General features: G+C 61.5%; 22 protein-coding genes. 20 read left to right on the top strand and 2 right to left on the bottom strand.

Annotation, left to right across the window (positions count from 1 at the left end; genetic code table 11):
- Positions 1–2: 2 nt before the first annotated feature.
- The 19 genes from L6D81_RS16905 (at position 3) to queC (ending at position 17,550) form a co-directional block, all read left to right on the top strand.
- Positions 3–257 (top strand): acyl carrier protein, encoded by a 255-nt coding sequence (locus tag L6D81_RS16905; RefSeq protein ID WP_007947135.1) that lies wholly within the window; start codon positions 3–5, stop codon positions 255–257.
- Positions 254–799, top strand: a complete 546-nt coding sequence (locus tag L6D81_RS16900; RefSeq protein WP_236181134.1) for a COG4648 family protein — start codon at positions 254–256, stop codon at positions 797–799. The genes L6D81_RS16905 and L6D81_RS16900 overlap by 4 nt, the downstream gene beginning before the upstream one ends.
- Complete coding sequence (locus L6D81_RS16895) at positions 796–2,475, top strand: acyl-CoA synthetase family protein (RefSeq protein WP_236181133.1); 1,680 nt, start codon at positions 796–798, stop codon at positions 2,473–2,475. Before L6D81_RS16900 ends, L6D81_RS16895 begins: the two co-directional genes overlap by 4 nt.
- Entirely contained in the window at positions 2,468–3,202 is a 735-nt protein-coding gene (locus L6D81_RS16890) for a glycosyltransferase family 2 protein (RefSeq protein WP_236181132.1), read from the top strand. The genes L6D81_RS16895 and L6D81_RS16890 overlap by 8 nt, the downstream gene beginning before the upstream one ends.
- Positions 3,199–4,146, top strand: a complete 948-nt coding sequence (locus tag L6D81_RS16885; protein WP_236181131.1) for an LpxL/LpxP family acyltransferase — start codon at positions 3,199–3,201, stop codon at positions 4,144–4,146. The genes L6D81_RS16890 and L6D81_RS16885 overlap by 4 nt, the downstream gene beginning before the upstream one ends.
- On the top strand, positions 4,127–5,671 hold the full coding sequence (locus L6D81_RS16880; protein WP_236181130.1) for an HAL/PAL/TAL family ammonia-lyase: 1,545 nt from the start codon (positions 4,127–4,129) through the stop codon (positions 5,669–5,671). The genes L6D81_RS16885 and L6D81_RS16880 overlap by 20 nt, the downstream gene beginning before the upstream one ends.
- On the top strand, positions 5,664–6,089 hold the full coding sequence (locus L6D81_RS16875; protein ID WP_085648031.1) for an acyl-CoA thioesterase: 426 nt from the start codon (positions 5,664–5,666) through the stop codon (positions 6,087–6,089). Before L6D81_RS16880 ends, L6D81_RS16875 begins: the two co-directional genes overlap by 8 nt.
- The gene (locus L6D81_RS16870; RefSeq protein WP_236181129.1) at positions 6,086–6,688 is read left to right on the top strand and encodes an outer membrane lipoprotein carrier protein LolA; all 603 of its coding nucleotides are present in this window, start codon (positions 6,086–6,088) and stop codon (positions 6,686–6,688) included. Before L6D81_RS16875 ends, L6D81_RS16870 begins: the two co-directional genes overlap by 4 nt.
- Positions 6,672–9,011, top strand: coding sequence for an MMPL family transporter (locus L6D81_RS16865; RefSeq protein WP_236181128.1), 2,340 nt, complete (start codon positions 6,672–6,674; stop codon positions 9,009–9,011). Before L6D81_RS16870 ends, L6D81_RS16865 begins: the two co-directional genes overlap by 17 nt.
- Positions 9,008–10,168, top strand: a complete 1,161-nt coding sequence (locus tag L6D81_RS16860; protein WP_236181127.1) for a cation:proton antiporter — start codon at positions 9,008–9,010, stop codon at positions 10,166–10,168. Before L6D81_RS16865 ends, L6D81_RS16860 begins: the two co-directional genes overlap by 4 nt.
- Complete coding sequence (locus L6D81_RS16855) at positions 10,155–11,402, top strand: NAD(P)/FAD-dependent oxidoreductase (protein WP_236181126.1); 1,248 nt, start codon at positions 10,155–10,157, stop codon at positions 11,400–11,402. Before L6D81_RS16860 ends, L6D81_RS16855 begins: the two co-directional genes overlap by 14 nt.
- Positions 11,399–12,124, top strand: a complete 726-nt coding sequence (locus L6D81_RS16850) for a class I SAM-dependent methyltransferase (protein ID WP_236181125.1) — start codon at positions 11,399–11,401, stop codon at positions 12,122–12,124. The genes L6D81_RS16855 and L6D81_RS16850 overlap by 4 nt, the downstream gene beginning before the upstream one ends.
- A complete protein-coding gene (locus tag L6D81_RS16845; protein ID WP_236181124.1) occupies positions 12,124–12,606 on the top strand; it encodes a hypothetical protein in 483 nt (160 codons plus the stop codon). Before L6D81_RS16850 ends, L6D81_RS16845 begins: the two co-directional genes overlap by 1 nt.
- Positions 12,603–13,799 carry a beta-ketoacyl-[acyl-carrier-protein] synthase family protein gene (locus tag L6D81_RS16840; RefSeq protein ID WP_236181123.1) on the top strand — a complete coding sequence of 399 codons (1,197 nt, stop codon included), beginning with the start codon at positions 12,603–12,605 and terminating at the stop codon, positions 13,797–13,799. Before L6D81_RS16845 ends, L6D81_RS16840 begins: the two co-directional genes overlap by 4 nt.
- Positions 13,796–14,260, top strand: a complete 465-nt coding sequence (locus L6D81_RS16835; RefSeq protein ID WP_236181122.1) for a hotdog family protein — start codon at positions 13,796–13,798, stop codon at positions 14,258–14,260. Before L6D81_RS16840 ends, L6D81_RS16835 begins: the two co-directional genes overlap by 4 nt.
- Positions 14,253–14,981, top strand: coding sequence for a 3-oxoacyl-ACP reductase FabG (fabG, locus tag L6D81_RS16830; RefSeq protein WP_236181121.1), 729 nt, complete (start codon positions 14,253–14,255; stop codon positions 14,979–14,981). The genes L6D81_RS16835 and fabG overlap by 8 nt, the downstream gene beginning before the upstream one ends.
- Positions 14,981–16,216 (top strand): beta-ketoacyl-ACP synthase, encoded by a 1,236-nt coding sequence (locus L6D81_RS16825; protein ID WP_236181120.1) that lies wholly within the window; start codon positions 14,981–14,983, stop codon positions 16,214–16,216. The genes fabG and L6D81_RS16825 overlap by 1 nt, the downstream gene beginning before the upstream one ends.
- Positions 16,217–16,236: 20 nt before the next feature.
- A complete protein-coding gene (locus L6D81_RS16820; RefSeq protein ID WP_085648021.1) occupies positions 16,237–16,677 on the top strand; it encodes an excinuclease in 441 nt (146 codons plus the stop codon).
- A 174-nt stretch (positions 16,678–16,851) separates the two neighbouring features.
- Positions 16,852–17,550 (top strand): 7-cyano-7-deazaguanine synthase QueC, encoded by a 699-nt coding sequence (queC, locus tag L6D81_RS16815; protein WP_108559214.1) that lies wholly within the window; start codon positions 16,852–16,854, stop codon positions 17,548–17,550.
- A 48-nt stretch (positions 17,551–17,598) separates the two neighbouring features.
- On the opposite strand, the gene L6D81_RS16810 is transcribed toward queC, so the two are convergent.
- Together L6D81_RS16810 and L6D81_RS16805 are read right to left on the bottom strand one after the other, a co-directional pair.
- Complete coding sequence (locus tag L6D81_RS16810) at positions 17,599–18,477, bottom strand: queuosine precursor transporter (RefSeq protein WP_236181119.1); 879 nt, start codon at positions 18,475–18,477, stop codon at positions 17,599–17,601.
- The gene (locus tag L6D81_RS16805; protein WP_236181118.1) at positions 18,461–19,063 is read right to left on the bottom strand and encodes a helix-turn-helix domain-containing protein; all 603 of its coding nucleotides are present in this window, start codon (positions 19,061–19,063) and stop codon (positions 18,461–18,463) included. The genes L6D81_RS16810 and L6D81_RS16805 overlap by 17 nt, the downstream gene beginning before the upstream one ends.
- A gap of 341 nt (positions 19,064–19,404) precedes the next feature.
- Between L6D81_RS16805 and L6D81_RS16800 the strand changes: the two genes are divergently transcribed.
- Entirely contained in the window at positions 19,405–19,734 is a 330-nt protein-coding gene (locus tag L6D81_RS16800) for a DUF6124 family protein (protein ID WP_373874308.1), read from the top strand.
- The last annotated feature ends 37 nt before the right edge of the window (positions 19,735–19,771 follow it).

The following is a 19,771-nucleotide window of genomic DNA, read 5'->3' as shown; positions in this document are numbered from 1 at the left end:
CCATGCAAACTCGTGACGACATTTTCAACACCCTGCGCGATGCCCTGGTCGAGCTGTTCGAACTGGACCCGGCCCGCGTGAGCCTGGAATCCAACCTGTATCAGGATCTGGAAATCGACAGCATCGACGCGGTCGACCTGATCGATCACATCAAGCGCCAGACCGGCAAGAAAATCGCCGCCGAGGAATTCAAGTCGGTGCGCACCGTCAGCGACGTGGTCGAGGCGGTCTACCGTCTGGTTCAACCGGCCGCATGAGCCGACTGATCGGCCTCGGCCTGCTGCTGGCGGGCCTGCTGTATCCCTTCGCGGTGTATTTCGGCATGGAGCATTTTGCGCCATGGCAGTTCGGTCTGCTGCTGGGCGGCCTGTGGCTGGCCCGCGCGCTGACCGGCGAACGCAAGCCCGGCAGCCTGTGGATGGCCGTTGTGGCGATCGTGTTCTGCCTGCTGCTGGCGGTGTTCGACAGCCCTCTGCTGTTGCGTTGGTACCCGGTGCTGATCAGCGGCTTCATGCTCGTGCTGTTCAGCCTGAGCCTGAAATACGGCCCGCCGATGGTCGAGCGTCTGGCTCGCCTGCGGGAACCGCAACTGCCGCTCAAGGCGATTCGTTACACGCGCCGGGTCACCGTGGCCTGGAGCGTGTTTTTCTTTTGCAACGGTTTGTGCGCCGCCCTGCTGACACTCTGGGCGCCGCTGAACTGGTGGATGTTGTACACCGGCCTGATCTCCTATGGATTGATCGGCCTGATGTTTGCCATTGAATGGCTGATACGACAACGGGTAAGAGGTCGCCCATGAACTGGATAAAACTTGAGCAGCTGTTGCTCAAGGCCCTGCCGGCGCGTGCTGTAACAAGCGCACCGGCACTCGATCACGCACAACTGCGCGAACAGGCCCTGGGCCTGGCCGCCGGTCTGCAAGCCAAGGGCGTGCAGCGCCTGGCGGTGCATCTGGAAGATGCCGCCGATCTGGCTATCGCGCTGCTCGGTGCCTGGCGCGTCGGCGTCAGCGTGCTGCTGCCCTCGGATCTGCAAGCGCAGACCCGTCAGCGCTGGTCGAACGACGTCGATCTGTGGCTGACCGATCAGCCCGATGACGCTCGCCTGAGCGATCTGCAGCAACCGGCCCTGCCCGCTGCCGAACTGGATCTCGACCAGTGCCGCCTGAGCCTGTGCACCTCCGGCTCCAGTGGCGAGCCCAAGCGCATCGACAAATCCCTGCGGCAACTGGCCAACGAAGTCGAAGCGCTTGAGCAATTGTGGGGCGCGGATCTCGGCGAAGCCTGCATCCTCGGCAGCGTCGCCACCCAGCACATCTACGGTTTGCTGTTCCGCGTGCTGTGGCCGCTGTGCGCCGGGCGGCCGTTTCTGCGCAAGCAACTGGCTTTTCCGGAAGACCTGCAACGGGCCAGCCGCGAGCACCCGGCCTTCGCCTGGGTCGCCAGCCCGGCGCTGCTCAAGCGCATGGGCGACAACCTCGACTGGCCGGCGCTGAGCGCCGTGCGCCGGGTGTTTTCCTCCGGTGGCGCACTGCCCGCAGACGCCGCGCACAGCCTGAATCAACGCCTGGGACAGTGGCCGACGGAAATCCTCGGCAGCTCGGAAACCGGTGGCATCGCCTGGCGTCAGGGCGAATCGTTGTGGCAGCCGTTTGCCGGGGTCGAGTTGAGCCAGGACAGTGACGGTGCCTTGCTGATCGCTTCGCCTTATCTGCCCGGCGGCCATGTCGAACACACCGCCGATGCGGCGCGCATTCAGGCCGATGGCCGCTTTGAGTTGCTCGGGCGGCTCGACCGGATCGTCAAACTCGAAGAAAAACGTATTTCACTGCCGATGCTTGAACAGGCGCTGATGGCCCACGACTGGGTTGCCGAAGCGCGTCTGGGCGTGGTGCAGGAAAACCGCGCGTCCCTCGGTGCCCTGCTGGTGCTCAGCGAATCGGGCCTGTTTGCCCTGCGCGAACACGGTCGGCGCAGTCTGACCGAAACCCTGCGCCGTCATCTCGGCGACCATTGCGAAGCCCTGGCCCTGCCCCGCCGCTGGCGCCTGCTGCGACAGTTGCCGCTGAACTCGCAGGGCAAGTTGCCTCAGGCCGACGTCGAAGCCTTGCTGCTGGCACCACGGCCAAAGGCGCCGGAGATTCTGGAGCAGGCCGAAACCGAGGGCGAATGGAACCTGCAGTTGAGCGTCCCGCCGGACCTCGCGTACTTCAGCGGGCACTTTCCCAAGGCCCCGGTGCTCCCCGGTGTGGTGCAAGTCGAATGGGCGCTGAACCTGGGTCGGCAACTGCTGAACCTGCCCGGCGCGTTCGCCGGCATGGAAGTGTTGAAATTCCAGCAACTGGTGCGCCCCGGCGATGAAATCCAGTTGCACCTGCGCTTCGACCCGGAACGCGGCAAGTTGTATTTCGCCTACCGCAACGACACCGCCACCTGCTCCAGCGGGCGGATTCTGCTGGGGGCTGGCGATGCATAACCCTTGCGCCGTGATCCCGGTCTACAACCACGAAACCGCCATCGGCACGGTGGTCGACGCTCTGCTCGCCGAGGATCTGCCGTGCATTCTGGTGGACGATGCCAGCAGCAAATCCTGTGCGGCAGTGCTGGACGTGCTGGCCGAGCGTGAGCGGGTTCATCTGGTGCGCCTCACCGCCAACCAGGGCAAGGGCGGCGCAGTGATGACCGGTCTGCGCGAAGCGGCGCGACTGGGCTTCAGCCATGCCCTGCAGGTCGACGCCGACGGTCAGCACGACTTGCAGGATGTCGCGCGCTTCATCGAAGAATCTCGCGCTCACCCCAGGTCGCTGATCTGCGGCTATCCGCTGTACGACGCCAGCGTGCCCAAGGGCCGTTTGTATGCGCGTTATCTGACCCACGTGATGGTGTGGATCAACACCCTGTCGCTGCAGATCCGCGACTCGATGTGTGGCTTTCGGGTGTATCCGCTGGAACCGACGCTGGGCGTGATCGACTCGGCGCGGATCGGCAAGCGCATGGATTTCGACTCGGACATTCTGGTGCGCCTGGCCTGGCGCAATCAGCCGATGCGCTGGCTGCAGACCAGCGTGCATTACCCGCTGGACGGCGTGTCGCACTTTCGCCTGTTCCACGACAACGTGCTGATCTCGAGCATGCACACGCGCCTGTTCTTCGGCATGTTGCTGCGCCTGCCCGCGATCCTCTGGCGACGGTGGCGCCCATGAGCGTCGAGACCGACAAAAAGCACTGGGCCGACCGCGAAGAACGCGGCAGTTTCCTGCTGATGAAATTCACCGCGTTCGCCGCCAAGGTTCTTGGCCGACGCCTGCTGAGCCCGTTGCTGTACGGCATCGTTCTGTACTTTTTCCTGTTCGGCCGCACTGCCCGGCGCAGTGCCTGGCAGTATCAGCAGCGCCTGGCCGACTGGAGCGGTCGCCACGAATTGCGCCCGACCCGGTGGCGGGTGTTCCGTCAGTTCATGGCATTCGCCGATTCGCTGCTCGACAAGCTCGACGTGTGGAACGGCAAGCTGAAGATCGAGCAGATCGAAATCATCGACCCGGCGCTGTTGCGCAACCAGTTGCGCGGCAGTCGCGGGCAACTGCTGGTGGGCGCGCATCTGGGCAACCTCGAGGTGTGCCGGGCGCTGGCGGAGCTGGGCGAGAAAGTCACGATGAACGTGCTGGTGCACACCAAGCACGCCGAGCAATTCAATCGCCTGCTGGGCGAAGCCGGGGCGACCAACCTGCGGCTGATTCAGGTCAGCGAGCTGGACCCGGTGATCATGCTGCAACTGCACGAACGGCTGGAGCGCGGCGAGTGGCTGGCCATTGCCGGCGACCGCGTGCCGCTGCATGGCGGGCGCAGCGTGACCGTGGACTTTCTCGGTCACCCGGCGCCGTTCCCGCAAGGGCCGTGGCTGCTGGCCGGCCTGCTGAAATGCCCGGTCAATCTGCTGATGTGCCTGAAACAGCCCGACGGCCACTATCGCCTGACGCTGGAACCGTTCGCCGATGCCGTGGTGTGGTCACGCCGCGAGCGCGAACAGGTCATTCATCAGTGGGCCACCCGCTATGCGCAACGCCTGAGTCACTATTGCCTCGAAGCACCGTGCCAATGGTTCAACTTTTACCCATTCTGGAAAACCGATGACAACGCCAACTCCTGAGCCGGTCACCTTCGGCGAACGCCCTTTGCGCATCGAAGACGTGCTGGCCCTGGCCAACCGTCAGGCGCCTGTGCAGTTGCAGAGCGACGCACCGTATCGCGAACGCATCGCCAAGGGCGCACGGTTCCTCGATTCGCTGCTGGACAAGGAAGGCGTGATCTACGGCGTGACCACCGGTTACGGCGACTCTTGCGTGGTCGCGGTGCCGCTGCATCACGTCGAGGCGCTGCCGCGTCATCTCTACACGTTCCACGGTTGCGGACTCGGCAAGCTGCTCGACGCCCAGGCCACCCGCGCGGTGCTGGCGGCGCGTTTGCAGTCGTTGTGCCACGGTGTATCCGGGGTGCGCATCGAACTGCTCGAACGTCTGCATGCCTTCCTTGAACACGACATTTTGCCGCTGATCCCCGAAGAAGGTTCGGTGGGCGCCAGTGGCGATCTGACGCCGTTGTCCTACGTCGCCGCGACCCTGTCCGGCGAGCGTGAAGTGATGTTCCGTGGCGAGCGTCGCCAGGCTGCCGACGTGCACCGCGAACTGGGCTGGACGCCTTTGGTGTTGCGCCCGAAAGAAGCGCTGGCACTGATGAACGGCACCGCCGTGATGACCGGCCTGGCGTGCCTGGCTTATGCCCGCGCCGATTACCTGCTGCAACTGGCCACCCGCATCACCGCGCTGAACGTGGTGGCGCTGCAAGGCAATCCAGAGCACTTCGACGAGCGCCTGTTCGCCGCCAAGCCGCATCCGGGGCAGATGCAGGTTGCCGCGTGGCTGCGCAAGGATCTGGCGATCGACGCGCCGACCGCGCCGCTGCACCGTTTGCAGGATCGCTACTCGCTGCGCTGCGCACCGCATGTGCTCGGCGTGCTGGCCGACAGCCTGAACTGGCTGCGCTCGTTCATCGAGACCGAACTCAATAGCGCCAACGACAACCCGATCATCGACGCCGAAGCCGAGCGCGTGCTGCACGGCGGGCATTTCTACGGCGGACACATCGCGTTCGCCATGGACAGCCTGAAAAACCTCGTGGCCAACGTCGCCGACCTGCTCGACCGACAACTCGCGCTGCTGGTGGACCAGCGTTACAACCACGGTTTGCCGAGCAACCTGTCCGGCGCCAGCGCCGACCGGGCGATGCTCAACCACGGTTTCAAGGCTGTGCAGATCGGCGCCAGCGCCTGGACTGCCGAAGCGTTGAAAAACACCATGCCGGCCAGTGTGTTCTCGCGCTCCACCGAGTGCCACAACCAGGACAAGGTGAGCATGGGCACCATCGCCGCCCGCGACGCCATTCGCGTGCTGGAACTGACCGAACAGGTCGCCGCCGCCACGCTGCTGGCGGCCAATCAGGGCGTGTGGCTGCGCGGCCGCGATGCAGACGCCCGTCCGCTGCCGCCATCGCTGGCCGCCATGCATGAACAACTGGCCGAGGACTTCCCGCCGGTCATCGAAGACCGCGCCCTGGAAGGCGAACTGCGCCTGTGCCTGCAACGCATCGCCGAACAACACTGGAGGCTGCATGCGTAGTGCCGGAGTGCTTCACGCCGATACGGAAATCCTCGTGCCGTTCTTTGACGTGGACACCATGCACGTCGTCTGGCACGGCCATTACGTGAAATACCTGGAAGTGGCGCGTTGCGCATTGCTCGACAAGATCGGCCACAACTACAACCAGATGGTCGACTCGGGCTACGCCTGGCCGGTGATCGACCTGCAACTGCGCTACGTGCGCGGCGCGGTGTTCGGTCAACGGTTGAACGTGCGCGCCAGTCTGGTGGAGTGGGAAAACCGCCTGAAGATTAACTACCTGATCACTGACGCCCAGACCGGCGAACGCCTGACCCGCGCCAGTTCGGTGCAGGTCGCCGTCGAAGTCAGCAGCCGCGAGATGCAACTGGCCTCACCGAAAGTCTTCACCGATGCCGTGGAAAGGATGCTGCGATGAATGTGTGGTTGAAATCCCTTGGGGCCCTGGCGCTGCTGACGCTGTCGTCACTGGCCAATGCCTTCGACCTGCAACAGTTGAGCGAGCAACTGGCGAAGCCGGACGTGATCCACGGCCAGTTCATCCAGGAAAAACACCTGCGCGCCCTGCCCCAGCCGCTGATCAGCAAGGGCAGTTTTGTCCTCGCCAGAAACCACGGCTTGCTGTGGCTGCTGAAAACCCCGCTGCAACAGGATTACCGGATCAGCGCCAAGGGCATTGCCCGTCGTGACGTCAGCGGTTGGCAACTGTTGCCCGGCAAGAGCGCCGGCGCCGAACAGAACCGCTTGTTCCTCGCCGTACTGCAAGGCGACAGCAGCGGTCTGCAACGGGATTTCGAACTGGCCCTGAGCGGCGATGCGCAGCAATGGCAATTGACCCTGACCCCGCGCTCGGTGCTGCTCAAGCAGGTGTTCAATCAGATCAACATCAGCGGCGGCACGCTGGTGAACACCATCGAACTGCTGGAAACCCAGGGCGACAGCACCGTATTGCGCATGCAGGACAGCACCGCCGACCAACCTCTGAGCGACGCGGAGCAACATGACTTTGCCGAGTGAACGCAGGCTGCCCTGGCTGTTCCTGATCCTGCTGCTGGCGGTCGTCGCACTGGGCGCCTGGCAGTGGCGCGACGGTGCGCCGCTGTCGGCCAACCTGATGGAACTGGTGCCCGGCACCCACCCGGACGCCCTCGAACTGCGCGCCGAACAACGCATGCAGGAACCGCTCAACCGCGACATGCTGGTGCTGGTCGGCCACGCCGATCGCCAGCAAGCCGTCGCCATGGCCCAGACCCTGGGCGAGCAATGGCAGGCCAGCGGGCTGTTCGAAAAGGTCCAGTGGAACCTGCAAGCCGACCTGCCGGCCCTGCGCACGCAATTGCTGCAAGGGCGGCTGGCGATGCTTTCGGCGGATGACCGGCAACTGCTGACCGAACATCCCGACGCTTTCATCCAGCAACGGGTGCAGGCACTGTTCGATCCGTTCACCGGCTTCAGTCTGGTGCCGAGTCAGGACGACTGGCTGGGCCTGACCGGACGCATCCAGAACAGCCAGCCGCAACATGGCGCGGTGCAACTGGACATCGGCAGCGGCGCGTTGATCGCCGACGCCGATGGCAAGAGCTGGGTGCTGCTGCGCGCACGCACCACCGGCAGTGCCTTCGACATGAATCAACCGCTGCAAGTCGCCGCCCTGCTGCAACACAGCCGTGAACAAGCGGCTCGCGCCGACGTGCAATTGCTGGCCGCCAGCGGTCTGCTGTACGCCGCCAACGGTCAGCAGCAGGCGACCCGGGAAATGACCTGGGTCGGCGGCGGCGCCACCATCGGCATCCTGTTGCTGTTGCTGCTCGCCTTCCGCCGCTGGCGGGTGCTGTTGGCGTTCATTCCGGTGCTGGTGGGCATGTTGTTCGGCGCGGTGGCCTGTGTCGCGCTGTTCGGGCACATGCACGTGATGACCCTGGTGCTCGGTTCCAGCCTGATCGGGGTGGCGGTGGATTACCCGCTGCACTACCTGTCCAAGAGCTGGAGCCTCAAGCCGTGGCACAGTTGGCCGGCGTTGCGTCTGACCCTGTCCGGGCTGACGCTGAGCCTGATCACCAGCGCCGTCGGCTACCTGGCGCTGGCCTGGACACCGTTCCCGGCACTGACGCAGATCGCCGTGTTCTCCGCCGCCGGTTTGCTCGGTGCCTACCTGTCGGCGGTGTGCCTGTTGCCGGCGCTGCTAAAAAACGTCGAGCTGCGCCCGGCACAATGGCCGTTGCAACTGGCCGAGCGTCTGCTGCGCCTGCGGGAAAACCTGCTCGAACACATCAAGACGCCGGTGCTGCTGGCCCTGCTGATCGCCTTCTGCGTCGGCGGCCTGCTGCAACTGGAGAGCAAGAACGACATTCGCCAGTGGGTCGGTGCGCCGCAACGCCTGACCGATGAAGCGCAGACCATCGCGCGGATTACCGGCTATCAGCCGACCAGCCAGTTCTTCCTGGTGCGCGCCGCCGATCAGCAGCAATTGCTGGAACGGCAAGCGGCCCTGAGCGAGCGCCTGGATCAACTGGTCAACCTCGACAAACTGCAAGGTTATCTGGCGCTCAATCAACTGGTCAGCCCGCCGGCACAGCAGCAACAGGTGCGTGAAGCGCTGAGCAAGTTGCCGCAAGTCTGGCAGCCGTTGCTGGAGGTCGGCGTGCCGCTGGCGGCGCTGCAAACCGAACTGCAACAGTTGCAGGCCCTGCCCGCCGAAGACATCGATACGGCGCTGGCCGGCCCGCTCGGCGAGCCGTACCGCACGCTGTGGCTGGGGCCGACCGAGGACGGCGTGGCGGCGATGGTCAGCCTGCAAGGCCTGAACAATCCTTCGCTGCTGCGGGTGCAGGCGCTGGACCTGCCCGGCGTGATGCTGGTGGACCGGCTCGGTGATCTGAACAAGGTGTTCGCCCAGACCCAGATCAGCGCCGCTGAACTGAAACTCGCGTCCTGCGTGTTGATCGTGTTGGTGCTGATGCTGCCGTTCGGTCTCGGTGGCGCGCTGCGGATCGTTGCTCTACCGCTGCTCGCTGCGCTGTGCAGCCTCGCCAGCCTGGGCTGGCTCGGTCAGCCGCTGACCCTGTTCAGCCTGTTCGGCCTGCTGCTGGTGACGGCGATCAGCGTCGACTACGCGATCCTCATGCGCGAGCAGGTCGGCGGCGCGGCCGTCAGCCTGCTTGGCACCTTGCTCGCGGCGGTCACCACCTGGCTGTCGTTCGGCCTCTTGGCGGTGTCGAGCACACCGGCGGTGAGCAACTTCGGCCTGTCGGTAAGTCTCGGGCTGGCCTTCAGCTTCATGCTTGCGCCGTGGGCCGGGCGTCAGGCCCACGCGGTTGCCGTCACGGAGCCTTCAGCATGATGGTGGTGATGTTCTGGCTGATGGCCCTGGCGCTGTTCTTCGTCGCCACCCGGGTCGGCCGGCATTTCGGGCTGATCCCGATCGTCAGTCAATTGCTGCTGGCCAGCTTCGGCCTGCCGCTGCTGATGTACTTCTGGATCGCACCGGGCTGGCAACTCAACGGCGCCGAACTGATCGCGCCGGGCTGGCTGAAAAATCTCTACAGCCTGAGTTTCGCCCTGCTGCTGGGGCACATCCTCAGCGACGTGATCGACCTGCGCCTGGACCGTCAGAGCGTGAAAATCGCCCTGCCGAGTTTCGCTGTGCCGTTCGCCTGCGGCCTGGCGACGGCATACTGGCTGTTGCCGACGCAACCGTGGATCAACTCGCTGGCGATCGGTCTGGTGTTCGCCATCACCGCGATCCCGGTGTTGTACCTGTACCTGCGCCACATCGACTATCCGCCCGCCGCCACCCGGCGTCTGGTGCAGACCGCGATTCTGATCGACCTGACCTGCTGGACCCTCTTCGGCCTAGCTCAGGGCAGCCTGCACCTGAGCAGTCTGTTGCTGCCGCTTGGGCTGGCCTGCGTACCGGTGCTGCTGCGGGTGTTCGGCCTACACCGGCCATTGACCTACAGCCTCGGTTTCTTTGCCCTGTTGGTGCTGGCCGAACACTACAAACTCAACGCACTGATTTTCGGCATCGGTTACCTGCTGTGCATGGCCGCGCTCAAGGTGCCACTGGTGTTGCCGCTGCCGGCGCACTGGATGAACCGCTTGCAGACCTGGATCGCAATTCCGCTGATCCTGACTTTCGGCATCGTCCAGATCGATGTGCACAGCGCCCTCGCCAGCCTCGGCGCCATGCAATGGGCAGCGCTGCTGCTGTTGCCGGTCGCCAGCAAAATCGTGGGCAACTGGCTCGGCCTCGGCTGGGCCGGCGCGTCATTCGCAGGCGCCAGTCGCTGGCGCGAAAGCGTGCTGCTGAACATTCGCGGCTTGAGCGAAATCGTCTTTCTCAACCTGCTGTTGCAACAACAGCTCATCAGCCCGGCGCTGTACTTTGCGCTGATGCTGATGGGTCTGATCGCGACGCTGCTGCCGGCCTTCATCGGCCTGCACCGGGCGTCACTGAACCCTATTGCCGTCCCCAGGAGCTCGCGTGCCAATCGTTGAAATGGAATCCCGTCAGGTCGTGATCATCGGCGCCGGCCCCTCCGGCGCCATCGCCGCCGCACTGCTCAAGCGCAAGGGACACGACGTGCTGGTGATCGAGCGCCAGCACTTTCCGAGGTTCTCCATCGGTGAAAGCCTGCTCTGCCATTGCCTGGATTTCGTCGAAGAGGCCGGCATGCTCGAGGCGGTGAATGCCGCCGGTTTCCAACGCAAGAACGGTGCGGCCTTCGCTTGGGGCGAGCGCTACAGCGCCTTCGATTTTGCTGACACCTTCACCACCGGCAAGCCCACGACCTTGCAGGTGCAACGCGCCGACTTCGACAAGTTGCTGGCCGATCAGGCGGCATTGCAGGGCGCGGAAATCCGCTATGGCGACGCGATTGTCAGCGTCGATTTCGAGCGCCCGCGACCGCTGCTGGATGTACGCCGCGAAGACGGCAGCGAGTACCGCGTCGAAGCCGATTTTGTCCTCGATGCCAGCGGCTACGGTCGCGTGCTGTCGCGTCTGCTCGACCTGGAAGCACCGTCGAATTTCCCGGTGCGCCAGGCCGTCTTCACCCACGTTGAAGACCACATCGATCACCCCGGTTTCGACCGGGAAAAGATCCTTATCACCACTCACCCGCAGCACCGCGACATCTGGTTCTGGTCGATCCCGTTCAGCAACGGTCGCTGCTCGGTGGGTGTGGTAGCGGCTGCCGAACATTTTGCAGGCCGCGATACCGACCTCGATGCCTGCCTGCGCGGGTTCATCGCCGAAACCCCGAGCCTGGCCAAGGTGCTGAACAACGCCGTGTGGGATACCCCGGCGCGCACGCTCGGCGGGTATGCGGCCAACGTCAAAACCCTGCATGGCCCGGGCTTTGCGCTGTTGGGCAACGCCGCGGAATTTCTCGATCCAGTGTTCTCCTCGGGCGTGACCATTGCCATGCGTTCGGCGAGCATGGCCGCCGCTGTGCTGCATCGACAGTTGCAGGGCGAACCGGTGGACTGGCAACGGGAATTCGCCGAGCCACTGAAACGCGGGGTCGACACCTTCCGCTGCTACGTCGAAGGCTGGTACGCCGGCACCTTTCAGGACGTGATTTTCCACGAGCAAGGCTCGCCGGAAATCCGCCGCATGATCTGCTCGATCCTCGCCGGTTACGCCTGGGACGAACGCAACCCGTTCGTCAGTGAAGCGCGCCGTCGGCTGAAGACCATCTCCGAACTCTGTGCAAGGGACGACACATGAATTACTTGAGCGACAGCTACGTCGAGGAAACCCGCTTCGGCTTCTGGTTCCTGCGCAGCCACACCTGGCAGCACCATGTGCTGCGCGTGGCGATCAACGATCTGCGCGGGCTGTTCAGCGAATCGTTACCGGCCAATCCAGTGCTGCTGGATGCCGGCTGCGGCCAGGGCAAGTCGTTCGGCCACCTGCGCCAGACCTTCGCGCCCCAGCGCCTGATCGGCGTCGATGCCGACCCGCACAGCCTGGAATTGAGCGCAGAAGAAGCGGCGCGCCAGGGCTTCACCGTCGAGCTGATCGGCAGCGACTGCGCGACACTCAATGTTCCCGATGCCAGCGTCGACCTGCTGTTCTGTCACCAGACCTTCCATCATCTGGTGGAGCAGGAAAAAGCCCTGGCCGAGTTCTATCGGGTGCTCAAGCCGGGCGGTTATCTGCTGTTCGCCGAGTCCACCGAGGCTTACATTGATACGTGGGTGATTCGCTGGCTGTTCCGGCATCCGATGCACGTGCAAAAGAGTGCGGCACAGTACCTGGAGATGATTCGCCAGCAGGGTTTTGAGTTCGGCGAACAGAACGTTTCGTACCCGTATCTGTGGTGGAGCCGGTCTAAGGATTTCGGTCTGCTTGAACGTTTCGGTCTGCGCCAGCCCAAGCCCTTTGGCCAGCGGGAAGAAACCCTGGTCAACGTGGTGGCCCGCAAACCCTTGAACGAGGCTGTCTGATGTTGCGTGTTCTGTTGCTCGCCTGCGTCCTCCTGCTCGGTGCCTGCGCCAGTCAGGCGCCGCTGCCGGCCGGCAACCCGAGCCTGCCGCTGCCGCTGCAATTGCATATCGAGCGTTACCTGGCCGGGCAGCAGCAAGACTGGTTGCTGGTGATCCAGCGCGAAGGATCCGGCATCCGCTGGTCGATGATGGATCCGCTGGGCATTCCCCAGGCCCGTCAGCAGTTGATCGACGGGCACTGGCAGGCCGACGGCCTGCTGCCGCCCAACCCGGAAGCGCGGGAGCTGTTCGCCGCGCTGCTGTTCGCCCTGACCCCCTCGGGCGAGCTGGCGCGCAACTACCCTGACGCGCAGCAACGGGGCGGCCAACGTTCCCTGCCGGCGCGCTGGGACATCCACTACACCCAACCCTTGAGCTTCGAATTGAACCTGCCACAAGGCCCGCACTATCGCGTAACGCCACTCGGTGAACCGACGTCATGACCGCCTACCTCAATGCCCTCGGCGTGATCTGCGCCCTGGGACGCGACAAGCAAACCGTGGCACGCAACCTGTTTGCCGGCGACTGCTCGGGCATGCGCCGCGAGTCCGGCTGGGTGCCGGAGCGCGAGCTGCCGGTGGCCGCTGTGCATGGCGATCTGGCGCCCATTCCCGAGGCGCTGGCCGACCAGCGCAGCCGCAACAATCAACTGTTGCTGGAAGCCGCGTTGCAGATTCACGATGACATCGAACAGGCGATCCAGACTTACGGCCGCGACCGCATCGGCGTGGTGCTCGGCACCAGCACTTCCGGCATCGACGAGGCCAGTCGTGGCCTGGCGCACTACATTCACGACCGACAGTTCCCGGCCGATTACGACTACCGGCAACAGGAACTCGGCGCCCCGGCGAATTTCCTCGCCGACTGGCTGCAACTGAGCGGCCCGACCTATGTGATCTCCACTGCCTGCACCTCCAGCGCACGCGCGCTGATGAGCGCCCGGCGCCTGCTCGATCTGGGTCTGTGCGACGTCGTGCTGTGCGGCGGGGTCGACAGCCTGTGCAAACTGACCCTCAACGGTTTCAGTGCCCTGGAAGCGGTGTCGGACCAGCGCTGCAATCCGTTTTCCGCCAACCGCAACGGCATCAACATCGGCGAAGCGGCGGTGCTGTTCGTGATGAGCAAAGCGCGCGGCACAGGGCCGGGCATCGCCCTGCTCGGCGCTGGCGCCAGCTCCGACGCGCACCATATTTCCGCGCCGGAACCGACCGGCCGTGGCGCCCTGCAATCGATGCAGAAGGCGCTCGACCAAGCCCATCTGCAAGCCGGCGACATCAGCTACCTGAACCTGCACGGCACCGCGACCCAGCACAACGACGCCATGGAAAGCCTGGCCGTCGCCGCTCTGTTTGCCGAAGGCGTGGCGTGTTCCTCGACCAAACCGATGACCGGCCACACCCTCGGCGCCGCCGGCGCACTGGAAGCGGCGTTCTGCTGGTTGAGCCTGAGTGCCGACAACCCTGACCACGCCTTGCCACCGCACGTCTGGGACGGCCAGCCAGATCCCAACCTGCCAGCGCTCAAGTGGGTGACCGCAAGCGAACGCCTGGCGTCCATTGCACCCCGCTACCTGATGAGCAACTCATTTGCCTTCGGTGGCAATAACGTCAGCCTGATTATCGGAGACGCTCCATGACCGACTGGCCGCTCGCCGAACTGCTGCCCCACGCAGGCGACATGATCCTGATCGACCGGATCCTGAGCTTTGACGACGAACAGATCCACACCACCCTCACCGTCCGGCCCGGCGGCCTGTTCAGCCTGCCCGACGGCAGCCTGCCGGCGTGGGTCGGCGTCGAGCTGATGGCGCAAACCGTCGCCGCATTCGCCGGCTGCCATGCGCGGCAGAAAGGCAACCCGGTGGAGCTGGGCTTTCTGCTCGGCACACGCAAGTTCGAATGCAACGTGGCGGCTTTCCCGGTCGGCAGTGAACTGACCATCCATGGCTTGCGCTCGCTGGAAGACGACAACGGCATGGGTGTATTCGAATGCCATATCAACGCGCCCGGCATCGAGGCCAGCGCCCGGCTGAACGTGTTCCGCCCGCCGCAGGCGGCGGACTATCTGGAACAATCCAAGGAGTCGAACGATGACTGAATCCATCCTGGTCACCGGCTCCAGCCGTGGCATCGGCCGCGCCATCGCCCTGCGTCTGGCCAACGCCGGTCACGATATCGTCCTGCATTGCCGCAGCGGCGTGAGCGACGCGCAGGCGGTACAGGCTGAAATCCAGGCCCTGGGCCGCCAAGCGCGCATCCTGCAATTCGACGTGGCTGACCGCGAAACCTGCAAAGCCATCCTCGAAGCCGACGTTGAAGCCCACGGCGCCTACTACGGCGTGGTGCTCAATGCCGGCCTGACCCGCGACGGCGCCTTTCCGGCCCTGAGCGACGACGACTGGGACGTGGTGTTGCGCACCAACCTCGACGGTTTCTACAACGTCCTGCACCCGGTGATGATGCCGATGATCCGTCGCCGCGCGGCCGGGCGCATCGTCTGCATCACCTCGGTCTCGGGGCTGATCGGCAACCGTGGCCAGGTCAATTACAGCGCGTCGAAGGCCGGCGTGATCGGCGCGGCAAAGGCCTTGGCGATCGAACTGGCCAAGCGCAAGATCACGGTCAACTGTGTTGCGCCGGGCCTGATCGACACGGCGATGCTCGATGAAAACGTGCCGGTGGAAGAGCTGATGAAAATGATCCCCGCGCAACGCATGGGCACACCTGAAGAGGTGGCCGGTGCGGTGAATTTCCTGATGTCGGCGGAAGCGTCGTACATCACCCGCCAGGTGCTGGCGGTCAACGGAGGCTTGTGCTGATGAAGCGCGTCGTCGTCACCGGCATGGCCGGCATTACTTCGCTGGGCAGCGACTGGGACACCATCGCCGACAATTTCGCCGCCAATCGCAGCGGCATCCGCCGGATGGACGAGTGGGATCGCTTCAGCGAGCTCAACACCCGTCTGGCTGGGCCCATCGACGATTTCCAGGTGCCGGCGCACTGGACCCGCAAACAGCTGCGCAGCATGGGCCGGGTTTCACGGCTGGCCGTCGGCGCGGCGGAAAAAGCGCTGGCCGATGCCGGCCTGCTCGGCGACGAATCGATCAAGGACGGGCGCATGGGCGTGGCCTGTGGTTCGTCCACCGGCAGCACCGACGAGATCAAGGCGTTCGGCAACATGCTGCTCAACTCGGTGGCCGAAGGCCTCAACGCCAATTCCTACGTGCGGATGATGCCGCACACCACGGCGGCGAACATCAGCATCTTCTTCGGCCTCACCGGCCGTTTGATCCCGACCTCCAGCGCCTGCACCAGCGGCAGCCAGGGCATCGGTTACGCCTACGAGGCAATCAAGTTCGGGCGCCTGCCGCTGATGCTGGCCGGTGGCGCCGAAGAGCTGTGCCCGACCGAGGCCATGGTGTTCGACGCGCTGTACGCCACCAGCCTGAAAAACGATGCCCCGCACACCTCGCCACGCCCGTACGACAAGGGCCGCGACGGTCTGGTCATCGGTGAAGGCGGCGGCATGCTGGTGCTCGAAGAGCTGGAGCACGCCTTGGCACGCGGTGCGCACATTCACGCCGAAATCGTCGGTTTCGGCAGCAACGCCGACGGCCAGCACACCACCCGTCCGGAACAGGTCACCATGCGCCGGGCAATGGAACTGGCACTGGAAGACGCAGGCCTTGCGCCGGACGTCATCGGCTATGTCAACGGCCACGGCACCGCCACCGAACAAGGCGATGTCGCTGAAACCCTGGCCACCAGTGCCCTGTTCGGCGAGCGCATGCCGATCAGCTCGCAAAAGAGCTTCCTGGGCCACACCCTCGGCGCCTGCGGGGCGCTGGAATCGTGGTTCAGCATCGAGATGCTCAACCGCGACCTGTACGTGCACACGCTCAACCTCGACGAGGTCGATCCGCATTGCGGCAAGCTCGACTACCTGCGCGGCGAGTTCCGGCAGATGAGCCACGAATACGTAATGAACAACAATTTCGCTTTCGGCGGGGTCAACACCTCGCTGATCTTCCGTCGCTGGCCCCAACCGAATTAATCCAGGTCAAGGAGACCTCCATGCACTTCAAGAAACTCGCTGCCACCCTGCTCATCTGCGCCTTGCCGGCCGTCAGCCAGGCCCGTGACACGGCGGTGTACCTGCCGTTCGACAAGGCCGTCGCCGAAGCAACCCGCACCGGCAAGATCGATGGCAGCGTGAAGTTCTATCTGGCGGGCAACGCCCCGGCCGGCAAAGTCACCGTCGTCAGCCCCGGCGCCGTGACCAACAAAAAGACCAACGCCTTCAACAAGACCGACCAGGAAGCCTGCGAGTGGGTCGTGCAATCGGCCATCATCAGCCTGCACCAGGCCGCGAAAAACGCCGGCGCCAACGCCGTGACCAACATCGTCAGCTTCTACAAGAGCAACGAGCGCAAGGATGCGAAAACCTACGAATGCCACGCGGGCGCCATCATGGCCGGCGTAGCGTTGAAGGGCGATCTGGCGACGGTTCAGTAACCGCCGGAACGACGAAGGGCGCCTTTCGGCGCCCTTTTTTTCATCTATTGCACAAAAAACTGCACACAAGGAAAGCTCAGCGTTTCTTTTCGGAAACGTCCCACATTCAGCGCATTTTCTACTCTGTAAGGTCAGTGGTGCCGCGATCAAGCGGCACACCTCAAGGACGAAAAAATGCGTAAAAAGGCGGTTATCGTTTTCAGCGGCGGTCAGGATTCAACCACCTGTTTGATCCATGCCTTGCCGATGTACGACGAAATTCACTGTATTACGTTTGATTATGGCCAACGCCATCGCGCAGAAATCGACGTAGCACGTCGACTAGCGAAAGAGTTGGGTGTGACTGCACACAGCGTGCTGGACGTGAAGGTACTCAACGACTTGACCATCAGTAGCCTGACGCGTGACAACATCCCCGTACCGTCCGCCAATTCATTCGGAAGCGATTTGCCCAACACGTTCGTACCTGGAAGAAACATTCTGTTTTTAACGCTGGCGTCGGTTTATGCGTATCAAATTCGGGCTCAGACTGTGATTACAGGTGTCTGCGAAACAGATTTTTCTGGCTACCCGGATTGTCGTGATGATTTCGTTAAAACGCTAAATGAAGCTATCAACTTAGGCATGGAATATGAACTGCAGCTTGAAACGCCATTGATGTGGCTGACCAAGGCCGAAATCTGGGCGCTGGCCAACTATCATGGCCAACTCGATTTTGTTCGCGAACATACACTGTCTTGCTATAACGGAATAAAGGCTAGTGGCTGTGAGGAATGTGATGCTTGTGGCCTTCGCTCGAAGGGGCTAGACGACTTCCTGAAAAACAAGAAAAAATTCACAAACAGTTTGAGATATCGATTGAGCTTAAGCTAACTCCCCAACGAACAGGAGGAGCGTAATAACGCCCCTCCCCTGATGCCATTACGCGACCTTACTCTCCGCAACAAACCTTCTAAAAAGCGACCTTGCTCCGTACGCGGGAAAAACATTGAAAAATGCGAAAAACATCTTGATAGTGATTTGCACCATCACGATTGACAATATTTCATTACTCTCCAGCACACCATAAAAAGCTATAAAGCAAAAAAGTACACTATCGATCAAAACTGCAAAAAACGTGCTAAAAAAGACACGCAAGAAGAGATACTTGGAGTTTGTCAACTGCTTAATTTTGCACAAGAGGTATGAATTAATATATTCGGAAAACAGAAACGAAACCGATGAGGCCAACAACACTGAGGAAACATGCGATACCACCTCACCATAAGGTGCATCAAGTTTCCAATCCGGCACTCCCGGCATCATTTTTGCCGCACTCAACAATAAAATGATCAGCGTATTGCTCAGGAATCCAAAAAAAATTGCTCTTCTTGCTAGCTTGAACCCATACAACTCATTCAACATATCGACTACAAGAAAGGTTAGAGGATAGAGAAAAACTCCTGGAGTTAAAACGACGTCAAATTGCTCGATATATATCAGCTTCGTGGCACCAATATTCGAGAACACATACAACACCAAGAGCAACAGGTTTAATACAACGTAGACCATCCAGGATCGCTCATGCCGATCGGTCATATCATAGGCGGTCACGGCTGTACTCGTAGAATAATATTTCCTGTATATACTTTTGACTTCGGCTCTACTGAGATTATCTATCAAATCACTTTTTATCAGCTCTGCCAATTTCAGTTTAATCAGCTTCCCGGTTGAGACAACCATTACTACAGCGAGCTTCTTATCCGGCTCAAACCCCAGCAGCTTATATTTGCTGCTTACAGCCTCAATACCTTCCGACATTAAACCTTTCCTCTATCAATTCCCCTATGACAAGTACATCAGCATCAAACTCCGAGTCGGCGACGATGGCGAGTTTTCTAGTACGCTTGTCATATACAAGCTTTTCACCCCTACTAATCGATACGCCTTTCCTAACTATCAGAAGGTCACCCACTTCATTGGCACCGACTATCTCACTCTCCAAAAGCACACCTATCAGATTACTCGCCGCTCCGAAGTAATAGGTCAAAGGGTGCGATATAGCCAATTCGCCAATCCTTTTCTCCAAACTCTGAAGCAACAAGCTTTCCTTGATGACCGGCACTGCGGCTGGATTCATATTTCCGTGCAAAGAAACAGTGGATTCAATTATCTCCCGCTCTTCAAAATCGACTGTTTCTATCTCTTTGTAAGACACCCCGAAAAAATCCGAGATCTTGCGGATTGTAGATTGCTGTACATTAACTACTCTACCTTCCAGAATATTGTAGATTGTTGTCCTGGTTAACCCGCTGGAGTTACACAGCGAAATTCTTGTCTCGCCCCGGCTTTCTATCAGGTACTTAATATTCCTTTTTAGCTTTTCTGTTTTTTCTTTCTTATGCATTAAATATCTGCCAATCACTTGATAGTTTGAAACGCATCCGCCATTCGTTGGAATTATGCAGAATACTGCCACACGCGGATAAATTGTACATCCACAGCAGCATGTTTAATTCGATGTTGAATACCAAACACCATAGATAGGATAAATCCCACAACATTGAGAGAGCTTGCTTACATACGCCTACAAAGAATCATTTAATTACACAAACGTTCAATTATTTGATTAATAGAAGCGAAATTATTAGTTATAAATACGTTCGTTATCCACGCCCTTCGCTGAGCACCTATGAATAACTGGAATTGGATGTTGCTATTCACTAAAAAACCAGAGGGAGTTCCGAAATGAAAAAAGTTGATTCCGACCACCCGCAATTCTTGGGCAAAAGTAATCCAGACATGCCCGACCAAACCCGAACTACTGCCCCCGTCACCTCCCACCGCTCGCGTAAACCGGAGCCGCTCAGCCACATTTTCACGATACTGCCGGATGTCGACACTGAGTCATTGCTTTGCCATGCATGCGAAAACCTCGCTTCGCTCAATGTCATGGCTACGAATCTCGCGGGCGAGGTAGAAGGGCCGCAGCGGAACGTAACGTTGGCTATTCAGCAGCTCACCGTCCTGAGCGAATTGCTGGTCAATAGGGCGCTGGACAACCTGGATCCGCCTTGAGAGAGCCCGCGCTTTCACTGAACACTGACTACCGAGT

Origin of the sequence: Pseudomonas sputi (assembly GCF_021603585.1) — a bacterium.
In the GTDB taxonomy this organism is placed as follows: domain Bacteria; phylum Pseudomonadota; class Gammaproteobacteria; order Pseudomonadales; family Pseudomonadaceae; genus Aquipseudomonas; species Aquipseudomonas sputi.
This window is presented reverse-complemented; position numbering and strand designations above follow the sequence as displayed.

What these genes read in the sequence shown, in the direction of transcription:
- L6D81_RS16905 (WP_007947135.1), top strand. Translation starts at nt 3, where the DNA reads ATGCAAACTCGTGACGACATTTTCAACACCCTGCGCGATGCCCTGGTC.
- L6D81_RS16900 (WP_236181134.1), top strand. Translation starts at nt 254, where the DNA reads ATGAGCCGACTGATCGGCCTCGGCCTGCTGCTGGCGGGCCTGCTGTAT.
- L6D81_RS16895 (WP_236181133.1), top strand. Translation starts at nt 796, where the DNA reads ATGAACTGGATAAAACTTGAGCAGCTGTTGCTCAAGGCCCTGCCGGCG.
- L6D81_RS16890 (WP_236181132.1), top strand. Translation starts at nt 2,468, where the DNA reads ATGCATAACCCTTGCGCCGTGATCCCGGTCTACAACCACGAAACCGCC.
- L6D81_RS16885 (WP_236181131.1), top strand. Translation starts at nt 3,199, where the DNA reads ATGAGCGTCGAGACCGACAAAAAGCACTGGGCCGACCGCGAAGAACGC.
- L6D81_RS16880 (WP_236181130.1), top strand. Translation starts at nt 4,127, where the DNA reads ATGACAACGCCAACTCCTGAGCCGGTCACCTTCGGCGAACGCCCTTTG.
- L6D81_RS16875 (WP_085648031.1), top strand. Translation starts at nt 5,664, where the DNA reads ATGCGTAGTGCCGGAGTGCTTCACGCCGATACGGAAATCCTCGTGCCG.
- L6D81_RS16870 (WP_236181129.1), top strand. Translation starts at nt 6,086, where the DNA reads ATGAATGTGTGGTTGAAATCCCTTGGGGCCCTGGCGCTGCTGACGCTG.
- L6D81_RS16865 (WP_236181128.1), top strand. Translation starts at nt 6,672, where the DNA reads ATGACTTTGCCGAGTGAACGCAGGCTGCCCTGGCTGTTCCTGATCCTG.
- L6D81_RS16860 (WP_236181127.1), top strand. Translation starts at nt 9,008, where the DNA reads ATGATGGTGGTGATGTTCTGGCTGATGGCCCTGGCGCTGTTCTTCGTC.
- L6D81_RS16850 (WP_236181125.1), top strand. Translation starts at nt 11,399, where the DNA reads ATGAATTACTTGAGCGACAGCTACGTCGAGGAAACCCGCTTCGGCTTC.
- L6D81_RS16845 (WP_236181124.1), top strand. Translation starts at nt 12,124, where the DNA reads ATGTTGCGTGTTCTGTTGCTCGCCTGCGTCCTCCTGCTCGGTGCCTGC.
- L6D81_RS16840 (WP_236181123.1), top strand. Translation starts at nt 12,603, where the DNA reads ATGACCGCCTACCTCAATGCCCTCGGCGTGATCTGCGCCCTGGGACGC.
- L6D81_RS16835 (WP_236181122.1), top strand. Translation starts at nt 13,796, where the DNA reads ATGACCGACTGGCCGCTCGCCGAACTGCTGCCCCACGCAGGCGACATG.
- fabG (WP_236181121.1), top strand. Translation starts at nt 14,253, where the DNA reads ATGACTGAATCCATCCTGGTCACCGGCTCCAGCCGTGGCATCGGCCGC.
- L6D81_RS16825 (WP_236181120.1), top strand. Translation starts at nt 14,981, where the DNA reads ATGAAGCGCGTCGTCGTCACCGGCATGGCCGGCATTACTTCGCTGGGC.
- L6D81_RS16820 (WP_085648021.1), top strand. Translation starts at nt 16,237, where the DNA reads ATGCACTTCAAGAAACTCGCTGCCACCCTGCTCATCTGCGCCTTGCCG.
- queC (WP_108559214.1), top strand. Translation starts at nt 16,852, where the DNA reads ATGCGTAAAAAGGCGGTTATCGTTTTCAGCGGCGGTCAGGATTCAACC.
- L6D81_RS16810 (WP_236181119.1), bottom strand. Translation starts at nt 18,477, where the DNA reads ATGTCGGAAGGTATTGAGGCTGTAAGCAGCAAATATAAGCTGCTGGGG.
- L6D81_RS16805 (WP_236181118.1), bottom strand. Translation starts at nt 19,063, where the DNA reads ATGCATAAGAAAGAAAAAACAGAAAAGCTAAAAAGGAATATTAAGTAC.
- L6D81_RS16800 (WP_373874308.1), top strand. Translation starts at nt 19,405, where the DNA reads ATGAAAAAAGTTGATTCCGACCACCCGCAATTCTTGGGCAAAAGTAAT.